The sequence below is a fragment of the Streptosporangium sp. NPDC005286 genome, assembly GCF_040607515.1.
Lineage (GTDB): Bacteria > Actinomycetota > Actinomycetes > Streptosporangiales > Streptosporangiaceae > Streptosporangium.
On sequence record NZ_JBEXGU010000123.1, the window covers coordinates 1 to 16,044 of the forward strand.

The 16,044-nt window shown below is 69.8% G+C and carries 13 protein-coding genes; 10 read left to right on the forward strand and 3 right to left on the reverse strand.

The genetic code is table 11. The features are described 5' to 3' along the window. The first annotated feature begins 183 nt into the window (after nt 1-183). Nucleotides 184-1,749 carry a glycoside hydrolase family 43 protein gene (locus tag ABZU75_RS32945; protein WP_355562790.1) on the forward strand — a complete coding sequence of 522 codons (1,566 nt, stop codon included), beginning with the start codon at nt 184-186 and terminating at the stop codon, nt 1,747-1,749. 87 nt (nt 1,750-1,836) lie between these two features. Here the strand turns inward: ABZU75_RS32945 and ABZU75_RS32950 are convergent, their stop codons facing one another. Continuing rightward, a complete protein-coding gene (locus ABZU75_RS32950; RefSeq protein WP_355562793.1) occupies nt 1,837-2,454 on the reverse strand; it encodes a DUF4142 domain-containing protein in 618 nt (205 codons plus the stop codon). A 557-nt stretch (nt 2,455-3,011) separates the two neighbouring features. Here ABZU75_RS32950 and lanL point away from each other — a divergent pair. The 6 genes from lanL (at nt 3,012) to ABZU75_RS32980 (ending at nt 10,214) form a co-directional block, all read left to right on the forward strand. Beyond that, nucleotides 3,012-5,912 carry a class IV lanthionine synthetase LanL gene (gene lanL, locus ABZU75_RS32955; RefSeq protein ID WP_355562796.1) on the forward strand — a complete coding sequence of 967 codons (2,901 nt, stop codon included), beginning with the start codon at nt 3,012-3,014 and terminating at the stop codon, nt 5,910-5,912. Between the two features lie 32 nt (nt 5,913-5,944). Continuing rightward, complete coding sequence (locus tag ABZU75_RS32960) at nt 5,945-7,717, forward strand: alpha/beta fold hydrolase (protein WP_355562799.1); 1,773 nt, start codon at nt 5,945-5,947, stop codon at nt 7,715-7,717. A gap of 172 nt (nt 7,718-7,889) precedes the next feature. Then, nucleotides 7,890-8,015 (forward strand): ALQxL family class IV lanthipeptide, encoded by a 126-nt coding sequence (locus tag ABZU75_RS32965; protein WP_355562802.1) that lies wholly within the window; start codon nt 7,890-7,892, stop codon nt 8,013-8,015. A 57-nt stretch (nt 8,016-8,072) separates the two neighbouring features. Continuing rightward, complete coding sequence (locus ABZU75_RS32970) at nt 8,073-8,201, forward strand: ALQxL family class IV lanthipeptide (RefSeq protein ID WP_355562805.1); 129 nt, start codon at nt 8,073-8,075, stop codon at nt 8,199-8,201. Nucleotides 8,202-8,458: 257 nt separating this feature from the next. Beyond that, entirely contained in the window at nt 8,459-8,785 is a 327-nt protein-coding gene (locus tag ABZU75_RS32975; RefSeq protein ID WP_355562808.1) for a hypothetical protein, read from the forward strand. Between the two features lie 385 nt (nt 8,786-9,170). Continuing rightward, complete coding sequence (locus ABZU75_RS32980) at nt 9,171-10,214, forward strand: radical SAM protein (protein WP_355562811.1); 1,044 nt, start codon at nt 9,171-9,173, stop codon at nt 10,212-10,214. A gap of 322 nt (nt 10,215-10,536) precedes the next feature. Here ABZU75_RS32980 and ABZU75_RS32985 read toward each other — a convergent pair whose 3' ends face one another. Both ABZU75_RS32985 and ABZU75_RS32990 read right to left on the reverse strand, forming a co-directional pair. Continuing rightward, entirely contained in the window at nt 10,537-11,511 is a 975-nt protein-coding gene (locus tag ABZU75_RS32985) for an aldo/keto reductase (protein WP_355562813.1), read from the reverse strand. Between the two features lie 168 nt (nt 11,512-11,679). Next, a complete protein-coding gene (locus ABZU75_RS32990; RefSeq protein WP_355562815.1) occupies nt 11,680-12,153 on the reverse strand; it encodes an Lrp/AsnC family transcriptional regulator in 474 nt (157 codons plus the stop codon). A gap of 170 nt (nt 12,154-12,323) precedes the next feature. Between ABZU75_RS32990 and ABZU75_RS32995 the strand changes: the two genes are divergently transcribed. The 3 genes from ABZU75_RS32995 to ABZU75_RS33005 all read left to right on the forward strand — a co-directional run bounded on the left by ABZU75_RS32995 (nt 12,324) and on the right by ABZU75_RS33005 (nt 15,982). Next, nucleotides 12,324-12,953, forward strand: coding sequence for a nitroreductase family protein (locus tag ABZU75_RS32995; protein ID WP_355562818.1), 630 nt, complete (start codon nt 12,324-12,326; stop codon nt 12,951-12,953). 329 nt (nt 12,954-13,282) lie between these two features. Next, on the forward strand, nt 13,283-14,248 hold the full coding sequence (locus ABZU75_RS33000) for a serine hydrolase (protein ID WP_355562821.1): 966 nt from the start codon (nt 13,283-13,285) through the stop codon (nt 14,246-14,248). Nucleotides 14,249-14,551: 303 nt separating this feature from the next. Beyond that, nucleotides 14,552-15,982: a class I SAM-dependent methyltransferase gene (locus ABZU75_RS33005; protein ID WP_355562824.1), complete on the forward strand. Its 1,431-nt coding sequence runs from the start codon at nt 14,552-14,554 to the stop codon at nt 15,980-15,982. The last annotated feature ends 62 nt before the right edge of the window (nt 15,983-16,044 follow it).

Consider the following 16,044-nt stretch of genomic DNA (forward strand, 5'->3'; position numbering starts at 1 on the left):
CGCGGCGCACTGGTCGCTCTTCGGCGAGATCGTGCTCATGGTGCTGATGCAGATCGGCGGCTTCGGGATCATGACGCTCGCCTCGATCCTGGCCGGCGTGTACGCGGGCCTCCCGGAAGAGGCCGCCTACCCCGGCCAGGAAGTCGCGCGGACGAAGGATCCGCACATGCCAACGGAGGACCCGTGTACGACAACCCCGTCATCCCCGGTTTCCACCCCGATCCCTCGGTATGCCGGGTGGGCGCGGACTACTACCTCGTCACCTCGTCCTTCGAGTGGTTTCCCGGGGTCCCGATCTTCCACAGCCGAGACCTCGTGCACTGGCGGCAGCTCGGTCACGTGCTGGACCGGCCTTCCCAGCTCGATCTGGACGGCGTACGGCCGTCCGGTGGCATCTACGCCCCCACTCTCCGGTACCACGACGGCGTCTTCTACATGATCACGACGCTGATGGACGAGCCGGGCAACTTCCTGGTCACCGCCACCGACCCGGCCGGGCCGTGGAGCGACCCGGTCTGGTTTCCCGACACCCGAGGTTTCGATCCCTCGCTCTTCTTCGACGACGACGGCCGCGCCTGGATGACCGGCAGCCGGGAGAGGGCGGCCAGGCGCTACGACGGTGACACCGAGATCTGGCTGCGCGAACTCGACCTCGCCACGCTCAAGCCGGTCGGTGCGGAGTACGTGATCTGGGAGCCGGTGCAGCGCGGCGGCATCTGGTCCGAGGGCCCGCACATCTACCGGATCGGCGCCCACTACTACCTGCTGACCTCCGAGGGGGGAACCGCCGAGGACCACGCGGTCATGGTCGCCAGGGCCGAGCGGATCACCGGCCCCTACCAGGGCAATCCGCGCAACCCCGTCCTCACCCACCGCCACCTCGGGTTGCGCCACCCCATCACCAGCGTCGGCCACCCCGACCTGGTCCAGAACGCGCAGGGCGAGTGGTGGTCGGTGCTGCTCGCCACCCGCCCCTACGGCGGTCTTCCCGACGACCCGCCCACGACGGCCGCCGCCCGCGCCTTCCGCGGCTACAACCTGGGCCGCGAGACCTTCCTGACCAGGGTGCGCTGGGAGGACGACTGGCCGGTGTTCGACCAGGTCGAGCCGCGGATGCCGGCCCCCTCGACGCCGGTTCGCCGCTGGTCCGCCGTCCCCGCCTGTGACCACTTCGACGCCGGACGCCTGGCGCCGGACTGGAACCACCTGCGCACGCCCAGGGAGCCGTACTGGAGTCTGGCCGACAGCCGGCTCACCCTCCGCGCGCTCCCGCAGACCGTGTGCGAGCGGGCCGCGCCCAGCCTGGTCGCCCGGCGGCAGCGGCACATCGCCTTCGCGGCCCACACGGTGATGGAGTTCCGCCCGGAGGGGGAGGAGCGCGCCGGGCTCGTCCTGCTCCAGAACGACGACTTCCACATCGCGCTCACCCTCACCGCGCGCGGTCTGGAACTCACCCGCAGGGCCGAGGGGGTGGACACCCGCCTGGCCCGCGCCGACATCCCGGCCGGGCCGGCCGGACCGCTCTGGCTCGGCGTGGAGGCGCACGGCCAGGACTACCAGGCCCGCTACGCGGTACGGCCCGGCGAGTGGATCGATCTCGGAGATCCGGTGGACGGCCGGATCCTCAGCTCCACCGTGGCTGGAGGCTTCACCGGTGCCATGATCGGTCTGTACGCCACCTCCAACGGCCACCCGAGCAGCAACACGGCCGCCTTCGACTGGTTCGAGTACCTGCCGCTGCCTTCGTGACCGTCGTTCCGTGGCCACCTGGGCAAGGCTCGGTGTCGTGGGAGTTCTTCGAGCGGGGAGCCGCCCCAGAGTGCCGCGGTGCCCGCCTCAGCTCTCCGAGGGGCTGGGGCTTTCCGAGAGGCTCGGGCTTTCCGAAGGGCCGGCACTTTCCGAGGGGCTGGGAGTGGAGGCCCTCTCGGCCTTGAGCAGCAGGTCTATGTGCTCCTGCACGATGGGCTTGGCCTCGGTGGCGAGCTTCTTCACCTCGGGTGAGGAACCGTTCTCGATCTCCTGCTCCACGGCGGCGAGGGTCTCGTGGTGGCCGTTGAGCTCCGCGCTGATCCAGGCCCTGTCGAACTCCGCGCCGCTCAGGGCAGACAGCTGGTCGAGCTGCTTGCGCTGCTCCGTGTTGGGCGTGTCGGGAAGCTTGACGCCGAGCCGATCGGCCACCCGGCGGACGGCCTTGTCGAGTTTCTTGTGGTCCTTGATGAAAGTCTTCGCCAGTTTGCGGACGGTCCTGGTGACCTCCCGGTCCTGCTGGCCGGCGGTCTTCTCCCGGGCGGTCTTGCTCGACTCGATCTCGGTCAGGTTGGACTGGTGCGCCTGGACGAGGAAGTCCCTGTCCTGCTGGGTGAGGGCCTGGGGGGAGGGGGAGACGACGGCACCGGCCGTACCGCCCATCGCGGCCACGGTGACCGCCACCAGGATGATCATCTTTCGAACCATCGGATCCTCCGTTGATCAATCCACGGTCGGAAATAGCACCTCCCTCTCATATGCGCGTATATCTGGCGATATAGCGTCACAAATGGTAAATCCTGACAAAAGGACACATGCGGTCCTATTGGGTACGTAGCCGCGCCCGCCAGGAAGGTCCTCCAGGTCGACATGGTCGGCACGGTCCACGTGATCGACGTCTTCGAAGAGGCGGCGCCCCGCGACACGTCCCCGGTGTGCGAATCCGCGCCTGGGCGGGGTCGCGCCGGGGCGCCGCCGTCAGGTTCGGCGTGACCGCGACCTCCGCCCCGGACGCGAGCATCCGCAAGCTCACCAGGAAGATCCGCCACCCATCAAGGCCGACACCCGCATCCGCTGACCTCGCTTTCCGTGCGCGCCGCCAGTTGGAGCGCCGCCGCCACCTCAACTTGTCGTTGACAAGATTTGGGGTGGCCCCTTAGCTTAATTTTTGCACTGACAAGATTAGGACGAGGTTGCGGTTCAAAGGCATGACGCCCCTACCGGGTTCGGCCGCTTTGAACTGAGGGCGATAGGGGTTCGTGGCCGTGCAGACAACGAGTGAGGATGAGCGCCCCGGCGAGAAGCGCGACGTTCTGGACAACGTCACCGGGAACCTTCTGGAGGACGTCGCCAGAGCCGTCCTGGCGCGCGCCGCGGCCCGGACGGGCGGCGCGACGGAAGCATGCGCGGCGCCCGGCGGAGAGGAGCGGCAGGGTTCTTCTGGGGAGCGGATCGCCCCCGGGTGGCTGCTTCGCCGTGGCAGGCCGTGGACGTACCTGGCCCCGGTCGATGAGACCTCACGCGACCAGGGCTGGAAGCTGCACGTGTCGGCGACGGTGCTGTCGGCGCCGATGGTGCTGGCGGCGGTGACGGAGGTACTGGCCCGCCGCCGCTGCGCGTTCAAGTTCGCCGCCACGCTGGGCGAGCTGGACGGTCTCACCTCACGCAACCAGAGCCGCGGGGCGGTGGGCAAGTTCATCACGGTCTACCCGCCCGACGACGAGGCCGCCGTGGCGATCGCCGAGGAACTGCACCAGGCCACCTTCGGCCTGCCCGGGCCTCCCATCCTCTCCGACCGCGCCTACCGGCCCGGCAGCCTGGTCCACTACCGCTTCGGGGTGTTCTCCGCACCCAGCTATCTCGGCAATGACGGCGGCTACGAATCGCGGCTGACCGCGCCCGACGGCACGCGGGTGACCGACGAGCGCAACGGCTGGTACTCACCGCCCTCCTGGGCGGTCTGTCCTTTCGAGTCGGGTAAGGCGCCGGTCAGGACCGCCGCGCCGGCGGCGGTGCTGCTGGGCGACCGGTTCGCGGTGCGCCAGGCACTGAAGCACGGTTCCAAGGGCGGGGTTTTCCTGGCCGAGGACCGGGTCGAGGGCGGCGATGCGGTGATCAAGCAGGCTCGCCCGCATCTCGGCAGTATGCGCGACGGGCACGACGGGCGAGACCTGCTGCGTCACGAGGCGCGCATGCTGGAGATCTTCGGCCCCCTGGGCGTCACGGCACGCAAGCTGGCGCTGTTTGAGACCAAGGGCAACCTGTTCCTGGCGCAGGAACATCTCGCCGGGAGTTCGCTCAGCGTATGGGCCAGCGAACAGCGCCTCCTGCGGCCCGAGCCGCAGTGGCGCGAGGCCGTGGTGAGCCTGGCGCGGCGGCTGGTCGACCTGGTCTCCACGGTCCACGATCAGGGGTACGTGCTCCGTGACCTGACCCCGAACAACGTCATCGTCACCCCCGAGGACGACTGCCTGCTCATCGACCTGGAGATGGCCGTCGTGCCCGGCACGCCGACCGGCCGCGTCTTCACCCCCGGCTATGCCCCGCCCGAGCAGGCCCGGTTCGCCTACTACGCGCCCGCGCTGGGGGTGGAGGCCGACCTGTTCGCTCTGGGAGCGACGGTTTTCTTCCTGATGACCGGAAGCCAGCCGGCGCTGCTGGAGGACGAGCCCGCCGAGCGATCATGGGACTCCCGGCTGAGCACGCTGTGGAGCGTGGTCGCCGCCGGTAACGCCGTGGCCACCGCGATGACCCCCCTGATCCTCGGACTGATGAGGGAGGATCCCGCGCTGCGCTGGGATCTGCAGCGCGTGCGGACGTTCCTGGAGGAGATGGCCGCCGCTCCCATATCGTCCCCCGCCACCGATCTCGTACCCCTCCCCGCCGCCGGCCCGCGGCCGGGCGTGGCCGAATGGGATCGCCTGCTGTGGGACGGGATCGCCTACACACTGCGGACGATGTTGCCGGCCGCGGTCGCCAACCCCGCGCCGCACGGTCACCTGTGGCCCATCGTGGGTTTCGGCGTGACCGTCGATCCGTGCTCCGTGCAGTACGGCTCCGCCGGAGTGCTCACCCTGCTGGCCTCAGCGGCGGAGTCCGCGACCGCGACGTCCGCCCGAGGGGGGAGGGCGGAACCGCCGGCGCCGTCGCGCGCCGATCTTGTCGCGGGGCTGCGGGACGCCGCAGGCTGGACCGTACGCCGCATGTCCGGTGAGCATCGGCCCTCGCCGGGGCTGTACTTCGGCCGGGCGGGCATCGCCTGGAGCCTGTACGAGGCCGGCCACGCGCTCGGCGACGAGCCGCTGCGCGCCGAGGGCATCGACCTGGCACTGGGCCTGCCGACCGACTGGCCCAATCCGGATGTGTGCCACGGTCTGGCCGGGACGGGACTGGCCCTGTTGCACTTCTGGCACCGTACCGGCGACACTCGCTTCCGCGACAGGGCCGGCGAGTGCGCCGACACCCTGCTCAAGGTCGCCCAGCGCACACCCGAAGCCGTGCTGTGGCCCATCCCGGCGGACTTCGACTCCACGTTGGCGGGCGTGCTGCACTACGGCTTCGGCCATGGCGTCGCCGGGATCGGGGCGTTCCTGCTGGCCACAGGTATCGCGCTCGGGCGTGAGGACTGCCTGGAGACGGCCACGGCCGCGGGCGAGACCCTGCTGGACCTCGCCGAACAGCGGGGCGACGCCATCTGGTGGAGGGAGGGTCCCGAGGGCACGTCCATGATGCCGCACTGGTGCAGCGGGTCCTCGGGCGTGGGCACCTTCCTGGTCCGCCTGTACGCCGCCACCGGCGACACGCGCTTCCGCGAGGCGGCCGAGGGCGCCGCGGTCGCCGTGCGCGCGAGCCTCCTGAACTCGGGCACCTCCGCCTGCCACGGCCTGGCCGGTGACGGCCAGTTCCTCCTGGACATGGCCGACCTGCTCGACGAGCCGGCCTACCGCGAGCAGGCCGGGGAACTGGCCGGCTACCTGTGTGCTCGCGCCATGCTTCGCGACGGGCTGCTGGTGGTGGCGGATGAGAGCGGGACCCAGGTGAGCATGGGCTGGAACACCGGCCTGGCGGGCGTGCTGGACTTCCTGCACAGGTTGCGCCACGGCGGGCCGCGCTCCTGGATGGCGGAGGTCGGGGACAGTGACCGCGCACCCGTCGGCGGCTCGTGATGGCCCCCCGCACAATGAACCCGGCCGGCGCCGTGACTGGCACGGAACATCTCAGGGACGGTCTGCGGATCAACTTCCGCCTCTCGGGACACGGGCGGTACGCCGCGTGTGTGGCGGCCCACGGGCGTGACCGCCATGCCCTGGAAATATGGGATCTGACCGGTGACGCGCCACGGCCCCGGCTGCTGCGCACCCGCGACGGGCTGACCCCGATGACCGTGCCGATTCCCACCGACGACGGCCACGTCCTGCTGTGCCGCCTCGACGACGGGGACGGCGCGCACCACCTCCTGCTCGCCGTCCCCGCCCCGGACGGCGAGGAGACCGAGGAACACCAGCTGGCCGTCGTCCGCGGCCGGGGCATCGGGCTCATCGCCGGCTTGTCCGAGGGGACGGCCGCCGTGGCCTTCGTGATCGACGCCGACCGGCACACCACGGTGTGGCGCCTGTCCGGCCTGGCCGAGGCGCCCGAGCCGATCGCGGAGCTACCGGGCCTGGTCAACGGCGGGATCTGGCTCGACGAGGCCGGTACGCGTCTCGCCGTGCCCTCAGCGGAGGCCGGGGCGAGCACGAGGGTCCTGGACCTGTCGCGTGGCGCGCTCGTCCCCCTGGTCGGAGCGGCCGACGACGAGCACGTGCTGCGGGCCGCACCCCGCGCCGGGGTACTGCTCGTCGCCGCCCGCCGCGGCGGCGCCTATCGGCTGGGCGTCCGCCACCGTGACGACGCTTCACCCACCGTCTTCCCCGACCGGCTGAACGCGATCGAGGGCACCGTGACACCGCTGGCCCTGGACCTCGCCGGACGGCGCCTGGCACTGTCCGTCACCCGTGGTGCCCGCTCCCACCTGCTGCTCCACGACCTGGTCGAGGACACGACCGGCGAGATCGACCTGCCGCCGGGGAAGCTGTATCCGGCGGCCCAGTGGACCACCGCCGGCCTGCATCTCGTCTACGGCGCACCCGACCGCCCGTCCGGCCTCGTCACCGTCTCCGACCTGTCTCCAGCACGTGTCCTGTTCGCTTCGGAATGCCTTCCCACGCCCTGGACGCCCGCCCGCGTCCAGGGCTACGACGGGCCGACGGGACGCGTCGAGGCCATCGTCTACGGCGACCCCGTGACCAGCCCGCGGGTCGTGCTCGCGCTGCACGGCGGTCCCGAAGCCGCCTGGCATCTCGGCTTCGAGCCGATGTTCCAGCACCTGGCCGCGGCGGGCATCGCCGTGGTCGCGCCCAACCAGCGTGGCAGCACCGGATACGGCGCCGCCCACCGGGACGCCATTCAGGGAGCCTGGGGCGGACCCGACCTGGCCGACATCGTCCACCTGGGAGATGTCCTGGCCGCCGCGCGGCATCCCGGCATGGACCGGCCGATGCTGTACGGCGCCAGCTACGGTGCCTACCTGGCGCTACTGGCCGCCGCCGCGCGGCCGGACCTGTGGGCCCGCGCCGCGGTCGTCGCGCCCTTCCTGTCCGGACGGGAACTGTACGAGGACGGGCCGCCCCCGGTGCAAACCATGCTCGACCGGCTCGGCGGGCGTGAGGAACCCCACGACGAGCTCGGCCCCCGCGACCTGTTGCGACTGGCCGACCGCATACGGCTGCCGCTCCTCGTCGTCCACGGCGAGCGCGACCCGATCATCCCGGTGGCCCACTCCCGGCGATTGTGTGATCGGCTCCTCCAGACCGGTCACCACCACGGTGCGGAACTCACCTACCTGGAGATCCCCGGCGCCGGCCACGACCCGCTGTCGGAAAGCGGCGGGCACGTCGTCCGCGACCGCCTCATCGGCTTCCTCCGCGCCTGACCCCTCTCCTCATCCGGCGCCGCGTTTGTGCGCCGGATGAGGACCAAGATCCAGCCGACACTCCGGGCTCTCCCGATTCTGACCGCAGGAGCGCCCGGAACCGGCTGACAGGGGCCGCACCCACCAAAGGCGTGTGGCCCCGACGACGATCAACCATCTGAAAGGAAATCGCATGGAACTCGACATCGACGTTTTGGACATGCTTCCCGCCGCGAAGGAGACGCAGCTGTACCCCTGCGAGATCACCTGTACCTACACCTGCAGGGGCACCACCTGCGCCAACAACACCATGATCTAAGACTGCCGTCAAAGCCGCATGGCCCCGACGACGATCAACCACCTGAAAGGAAATCGCATGGAACTCGACATCGACGCCCTGGACATGCTTCCCGCCGCGAAGGAGACGCAGCTGTACCCGTGCAGCTTGACCTGCACCGTCACCTGTGATAACAACCACAGCTGCCTGGTCACCGAGCGCCCGTAGGCGATCTGCCGCTCACCGGCCGTAGTCGGTAGGCGTGATCGGTAGGACTGGCACGGTAGTCCGGTGAGATCATCCGCGCCCACCAACGTGGGAGCGGATGATCCAGGCCGATATCGACGGGCGGCGCCCGTTCTGAGAGGTGAGAGATGCCAGGCCGTGCACCCGGAGCGCCGCGGGAGCGGTTGGCGGGCGAACACGCCGACCGGCTTCTCCGTTCCACGGCGCGCGGTGCGTGGGCGCCGCCGACGATAGCCGTCGTGACCGTTCTCGCCGCGCACCTGCCGTTGATCGGCCTGCTGATCACCGCGCGTCCCCTGATCCAGAACGGTCACCTGAGCGCGGGTGGGGTCGTCGGGGCGGTGACCTACCTGGTCACCGGTCTCGATCCGGCCCTGCGCTCGCTCGTCGGCATCGTCGGCGGCTGGGGCGTGACCCTGGCCGTCACCCTGCGCAGGCTCGCCGAGACCATCGCCCCCCACCCCCGGCGCCCACGGCCACCGTCGGCCCTTCGCCCGCCGCGGCCGATCTCCCGCCCGCCTCCGGCGCCGAGCCGGTCGGCCATCTCCTGCGTGTGCGGCGCCTGAGCTTCGATCGATGCCCCCTCCGCCCTGTCGGCCGGGGAGCGGCAACTCGTCGCGCTGGCCCGCGTCCACGCGTCCCCCGCGCGTGTCGTCATCCCGGACGAGGCCACCTGCCATCTCGACCCGGCCGCCGAGCTGCGCGCCGAGACGGCGTTCGCCACCCGCGAGGGCACGCTCATCGTGATCGCGCACCGCATCAGCTCCGCCCGCAGGGCCCGGCGCGTCCTGCTGATGGACGGCACCGTCGCCCTCACCGGATCACACTAATGGCCCGATCCCCCCTCTACGCCGACCTGGTCGGCCACTGGCGCGGCCACGACCCGTCCAGGGACCCGACCGTCATCCCTTCACCGACCTCCGTGCCGACAGGCGCCGAAAGGACCACGCGATGAACCATCTCGCCGCGCCCACCGATGTCATCTGGGACGTCACCTACGCCTGCCCGCTGCGGTGCATGCACTGCTACTCGGAGTCGGGCAGGCGAGCGGCCCGGCAGCTGAGCCACGACGACATGCTCAGGGTCGCCGACGCGATCATCTCCCTGCGCCCGTCCTCGATGGAGTTCGCCGGTGGCGAACCACTGCTGATCAAGAGGATCCACGAGGTCGCCGAGCGCTTCACCCAGGCGGGGATCAAGGTCAACCTCTACACCAGCGGGTGGACGTTCACCCCCCGGATGGCCGAGGACATCCTCGGGGTCTTCTCCCGGATCACCGTGAGCATCGACGGGGCCACCCCCGAGGTCCACGACCGGATTCGCTCGCGGGCCGGCTCGTTCGAGCGCACGATGAACACGCTGGCCATCCTCGACGAGGCCTCCGCGGAGCGCACGGCCCGCGGAGGCGAGCCGGTGGAGTTCGGGATCGACTACGCGGTCCTGCGCAGCAACCTTCACCAGACGGAGGAGTTCTGCACGGAGATCCTCCCCCGCTTCCCGCGGGTGCGGTTCCTCAACTTCGCCGCCGCGGTGCCGACCGGGCTGGCGAGCCGGCCCGAGTTCAGCGAGCACGAGCTCCTCGACAACGAGCAGCTCCGCGCGCTGATCGGCGAGGAGCACAACCAGCGCCTGCTGGCCGCGGCACCGGCGTCCGTGCAGATCAGGACCTCCGACAACTTCATCCTCATGATGCACCCGAACCTCATGGCGCAGATGGCGTTCCCCCTGATGCATATCGAGCCCGACGGGCAGGTGCGCGCGATGCCCATCTACGAGGGAACCGTGGGCAGCCTCCTGACGGACGACCCCACCGTGCTGTGGGAACGCGCCGTCGCGCGGTGGAGCGACCCGTTCGTGGTCGACGCCCTGACCCCGGTGCGTTCGATGAGGGACTGGGCCGAGGCGACCCGGCGCATCGACTACCACTTCGGAACCGACGCGGACCGGCGGCGCATCGACCGCCGTCCCGCCCATCCCGTGCCGGTGAGCCTCTGAATCCGGGGGCCGGGCGGGGTGGTCCCGGTGCCGGTCCTGCTCCCCTCCCTCTCCGGTCGTCTACCGCCGAACGGAGAGGGAGGGGAGGACGGCGCAGGTGAGGAGCGCTGTTCTCATACATGAGATGGTTTCCGGTGACACGGACGTGTGGTGAGGTGTCAGGCGAGCGATGGGGAACTCGCGACGCCGTCCGACCTCGTGCTGTTCGTTGAGAGACGCGTGTCTGAGCCTCCGTCGCCCGAATTGGGGTCGATCCAGGCACCAGCCACGCTCCGCACACTCCATAATTCGATCACTGAGAGTTGGTCAGAGCCTGGAAATATCAGTGCTTGATGGTCCGAGGGCGGTACGGCTCGGCGAGGAAGGCGAGTTCCTTCTCGGTGAGGGTCAGGTCCACCGCGGCGACCGCGTCGTCCACATGCCCCTCCTTGGTCGCGCCCACGATCGGGGCCGACAGGCCCGGCTGGTGGAGCAGCCAGGACAACGCCACCTGCGCGGGAGGGACCTCGCGCTCCCTGGCCACCTGGGCGACCCGGTTCAGGATCAGACGGTCGTTGTCGGCGTCGTCGTACAGGGCCTCGATGCGCGCGTCGCTGCCCGAGCGGGTGGTGCTCCCCTCGGAGCCCGCGCGGGCCAGCAGCCCCCGGGCCAGCGGGCTCCACGGGATCAGGCCCACCCCCTGGTCGAGGCAGAGCGGATTCATCTCCCGCTCCTCTTCTCGGTAAAGAAGATTGTAATGACTCTGCATCGCGACGAACTTCGTCCAGCCGTTGCTCTCGGCGACGTGCTGGGCCTTGGCGAACTGCCAGGCGTACATGCTGGAGGCGCCGATGTAGCGGGCCTTGCCCGCGCGGACCACGTCGTGCAGGGCCTCCATGGTCTCCTCGATCGGGGTTTCCGGGTCCCAGCGGTGGATCTGGTAGAGGTCCACGTAGTCGGTGCCCAGCCGGCGCAGTGAGGTGTCGATCGAGGAGAGGATGTGCTTGCGCGACAGGCCGCGGTCGTTGACACCCTTGCCCATCGGCATGCACACCTTGGTGGCCAGCACATAGTCGTCCCGGTCGGTGAAGAGCCTGCTCAGCAGCCGGCCGGTGACCTCCTCGCTGCTGCCCAGCGAGTAGACGTCGGCGGTGTCGAAGAAGGTGATCCCCGCCTCGACCGCCCGGCGCACGATCGGCTCGGCGGCGGCCTCGTCGAGCACCCACTCACCCCACTTGGCGGGATCGCCGTAACTCATCATGCCGAGGCAGACCCTCGACACCTTCATACCGGTGGACCCCAGGCGCACGTACTCCATGTCAAACCTCCAGATCTTCACAACCCTGGGCCCCACGATACGACCGCCGACTTCACCGGCTCCCGCCCCCGCCTGTCCTGCGGTGCGGTCCCCGCCTCGACTCTCAAGGCACGCTCAGGACGGGCCGGTACGACGGCGCGCACGCTGCCGGGGCCCGGTGTGTTCCGTTCAGCGGACGTCGGCCAGTGGCTGGACCCGGTGGGGGACCACGGTGGACAGGGTGATCACCGTGCCGCTCCGCCGCACTCCGGGGATGGCCAGGGTCTGGTCGATGACCTGCTGGATGTGCTCGTGGTCGCGTCCGGCGATGCGGCACCAGACGTCGCCGGGGCCGGTGACGATGTGCGCTTCGAGGACTTCGGGGATCGCTGTGAGGGCGCTGGAGATGTCGGCGCGGGAGGCCTGCTCCACCTCAAGGGTGGTGAAGGCCTGCACCGGATAGCCGAGGGCGTGCGGAGACAGGTTGGGGCCGAAGTCGGTGATCACGCCGTCGGCGATCATCCGGTCCAGGCGGGCCTGGACGGTGCCCCGGGCGACGCCGAGGAGGCGGGCGATCTCCAGCAGGCCGGTCCGGGGGCGCTCCCTGATCAGATGGAGCACCTTACGGTCGAGCTCGTCCAGGCCGTTCCTCCGAGCTGCCAATCTGTCCACCTCCGGAGTGCGGGGCGTGCCCGGTACTGACAATCTGTCAGTGAATCGGTCACTGTGTTGCCCTGCTTATAACCGTAATTCAGACTACGCCTGCATATATGTCAACCATGGAGGCGATCGTGGCACGGGAACATTCCCATCCATTCATTCCGTACCGGCCCGTGCGTTATCCCGAGGCCGAAATGGTGACGCGGGGCCGGGAGTTCTACGAACATATGGACCTGCGCCGGAGTGTGCGCTTCTTCAGCGACGAACCGGTGCCGCGCGAGTGCGTCGAGCTGGCCGTCAGGACGGCGAACACCGCACCCTCGGGAGCCCATCAGCAGCCGTGGAAGTTCGTCGTGATCGGTGACCCGGAGACCAGGAGGCGGATCAGGGAGGCGGCCGAGATCGAGGAGCGGCAGAACTACGAGGGCGGGCGGCTGACCCCGGAGTGGCGTACGGCCCTGGCCCGCCTGGAGACCGGCTCCGACAAGGGCTACCTCGAAACGGTGCCGTGGCTGGTGGTCTGTTTCGCGGAGAAGTACGGCGTACGCCCCGACGGCACCAGGGTCAAGCACTACTACGTCAACGAGAGCGTCGGCATCGCCTGCGGGTTCTTCATCGCGGCCCTGCACGCGATGGGCCTGTCCACGCTCACCCACACTCCGAACCCGATGGCGTTCCTGACCGGCATCTGCGGACGGCCGGGCAACGAGCGGCCCTACATCCTGTTCCCGATCGGCTACGCCGCCGCCGACGCCGAGGTCCCCGACCTGGCCCGCAAACCCTTGTCCGAGGCCATGGTCTGACACGGGCCCCACGGAGCGCGCGCCGAATATCCCACGAACCCGTCTCCGACCTGCACTGATTCGGAAGTAAGGACGATGCTCGGCCGTACTGGAGGCTCGCCCTTCGCCCAGGTAAGCGGCTTCAAGATGGTTCTGCGGGTATCTCGGCTGGACCCGTGAGAGGCCCGCAGTAGCGGCACCCCGTTGCGACCTCTCGCAGGGGTGGTGAGGTCCCAAGGTAAAGTCGCGGCTCAACAAGCCTGTGGTCGCGACTGTTTCCGCGGGAATTGCAGCGAGCCGCCGGTTGTGCCGGATACCCCAAAGGTCGGAGATAGGGCTAGAACGAGATCATGAGCAGCCATATGATCGCCGACCGCCTCGCCCGGGCCATCGAGCGGAACCGAGTGCCCGACCTCCACGCCGTCGTCGCCGTCCACCATGGCCAGGTGGTCATCGAGCACTACGGCGAAGGTGAGGACTTCAGGTTGAACGAGCCCCTCGGCCACGTGCGCTTCACCCCCGACACGCTCCACGACATCCGCTCGGTCACCAAGAGTGTCGTCGGCCTCCTGTACGGCATCGCCCTGGCCGACGGCCGGGTGCCGAAGCCGCACGAGCCGCTGCTACGGAACTTCCCCGAGTATCCGGACCTCGCGGCGGACCCCCGGCGCGCCGCGCTGACCGTCGAGCACGCGCTCACCATGACGCTCGGTCTGGAGTGGAACGAGAACGTCCCCTACACCAGTACGGCCAACAGCGAGATCGCGATGGAGTCGGACCCCGACCGCTTCCACTACATCCTGAGACAGCCGATCGTGGAAGAGCCCGGCGTCCGATGGTCCTACTGCGGGGGCGCCTCGGCGCTGCTGGCGCGGATCATTGAGAAGGGCACGGGAGTGGCACTGAAGGAGTACGCGCGTGCCAGGCTCTTCGAGCCGCTGCAGATCGAGCGTTCCGAGTGGTCGGCAGGTGAGGACGGGGTGGCTCTGGCGGCCTCGGGGCTGCGGCTGACCCCTCGTGGTCTCCTCGCGATCGGGCGGCTCGTGCTCGACCGGGGCGCCGGCATCGTGCCCGAGTCCTGGCTGGCGGAGGCCCTGCGTCCGCGGGTACGGATCGACGAGGGGTTCCACTACGGCTACCAGTGGTACGTGGGGGACACCTGGACGGGCGGGTTCGGCAACGGCGGTCAGCGGATCTACGTGGCGCCCGCGCTGGACCTCGTGGTCGCCGTCACCGCGGGCCAGTACGACAGGCCCGATCAGCCGACCGCCTCGGTCGTGCTCGACGAGGTGATCCTGCCGGGGATCGTGAACTGAGGCGCGCTCACCGCTCCTGCGGGGGGTGCCGTGCCGTCCGGCCGAACACCAAGAAAGTCACAAGTCCGCTGTCCTATATTACGGCTGACGGCCTGCCCGGCAGACGTGAACCGCCCCCGGCGTGGTCCTGGCCATGCCCGGCGGTGAACCGTCCGCCCCTACCCTTCTGGTTCTTTTCGCGATGTGGCGACGTCCTCACCGGCGGTCACGATCTCGGGGTCCCCGGAACCCCGGTCGCCCCGCCGCCGGACACCTCCACCTCGGATGAGCGGTTCGGACGCATCCCCTGAGAGGTCTTTGAGCATGCACAACGGAAGTGACATCGAGGTCCGCTGGCTGAAATGGGAAGAGGCCGCCGAGGAGATCCTTGATCTCCGGCGGCGGGTGTTCATGTCCGAGCTGGGGTGGACCGAGGAGAGGGTGCACCACGACGGCGACCCGGAGGGTCTTCACCTGTGCGCCCTGTCCGGGGGGAAGATCGTGGCCGCCATCTCCGCGTACGTCTACCGCCCCGGAGCGCCGGGGCTGGCCGCCCTGGAGTTGACCGACCTGGACGGGCCGACCGTCGAGATCGGCAAGCGGGTGGCGCTCCAGACCCACCGGGGCCGCCTGATCAGCACGCGGATCGCCAACTCGATGGTGCGGCAGCTCTGCGAGTCGCTCCGCCCGTCCCGGTTCTTCCTCATCGTCCGGCCGAGCCAGTATGACCACCTCCTCGATCGGTACGCGAAGCGGGACTTCGTGATGCGCGGTGAGGTCGGCTCGGGCGACGACGCGGTCACGGTGATGACCGTGGAGGGTGGAGAGGCCTTGGAGGGGTTCTACCTCAGGCATCGGGAGCTGACCCGGGAGTCGCCGTCCGGTGACGAGCGGCTGGCGATTCCCTCGCTGGTCCGGTTTCTCGCCGACGAGGGCCGCGGTGACCTGCTGGCGGTGGAGCGCCTCGGCGCGGAGAACTTCTACCTGGACCTGCTGTCCCTGCAGGAGGAGGTGCCGCGGCTGAGCGCACAGGGCCGGTTGGTACTCGCCGAGCAGCGGCCACGCCTGGCCTCGACGCCCTTCCCGCCCGCGCCCGCGTCGCTGCTCGACGTCGGCAGTGGGCCCGGAGACTACCTGGCCGCGGTCACCGAGGAGGGCCCGTTCGCCGGGTACGACGTGCGGGGAGTCGAACCGGCTCCCCAGTTGCTCGCCAGGGCCCGCTCGAACTTCCCCGGCCTCACGTTCCGTCAGGGCACCGCGTACGCCACCGGTGAGGCGGACGCGTCGCACGACGTGGTCACGGCGAGCTTCCTCTTCGTCCACCTGCGCAGTCCGGACCTGGCCCTGCTCGAAATGCGCCGGGTGCTGCGGCCCGGCGGGCTGCTGTACGTGGTCGACGTCAACGACGCGGCCTTCCGCGGCCCCGATGTGGTCCGCCGCATGCTCGAGACCTACGACCGTGACTACGCCGCCGACCGTACGATCCTCAACGATCTCCCTGAGCGTGCCGCGGAGTTCGGCTTCCAGCCCGTCCGGCGTTTCTCCACCACGCTCGGCTACGTGGTGGACGCCGAGCCGGGGTTCGGTCCCGACGAGATCCGGCTCGGCAGGGAGGAGGCGTGGAGCCTGCTCTCCTTCGTACAGTCGCAGCACGGTATCGAGGAGAGCTTCCGGGAGGCGCGCGACCACTACTTCGGCGTGGAATGTGAGATCGGGGTGGACATCGAAACCCAGGTCTACCGGAGACGTCCCTAGGCGTACCGCCGCTCCGCTCCGGCACGCCGCCGGTCCGCTCCGGCCGGGGGCGCGGCGGCCGG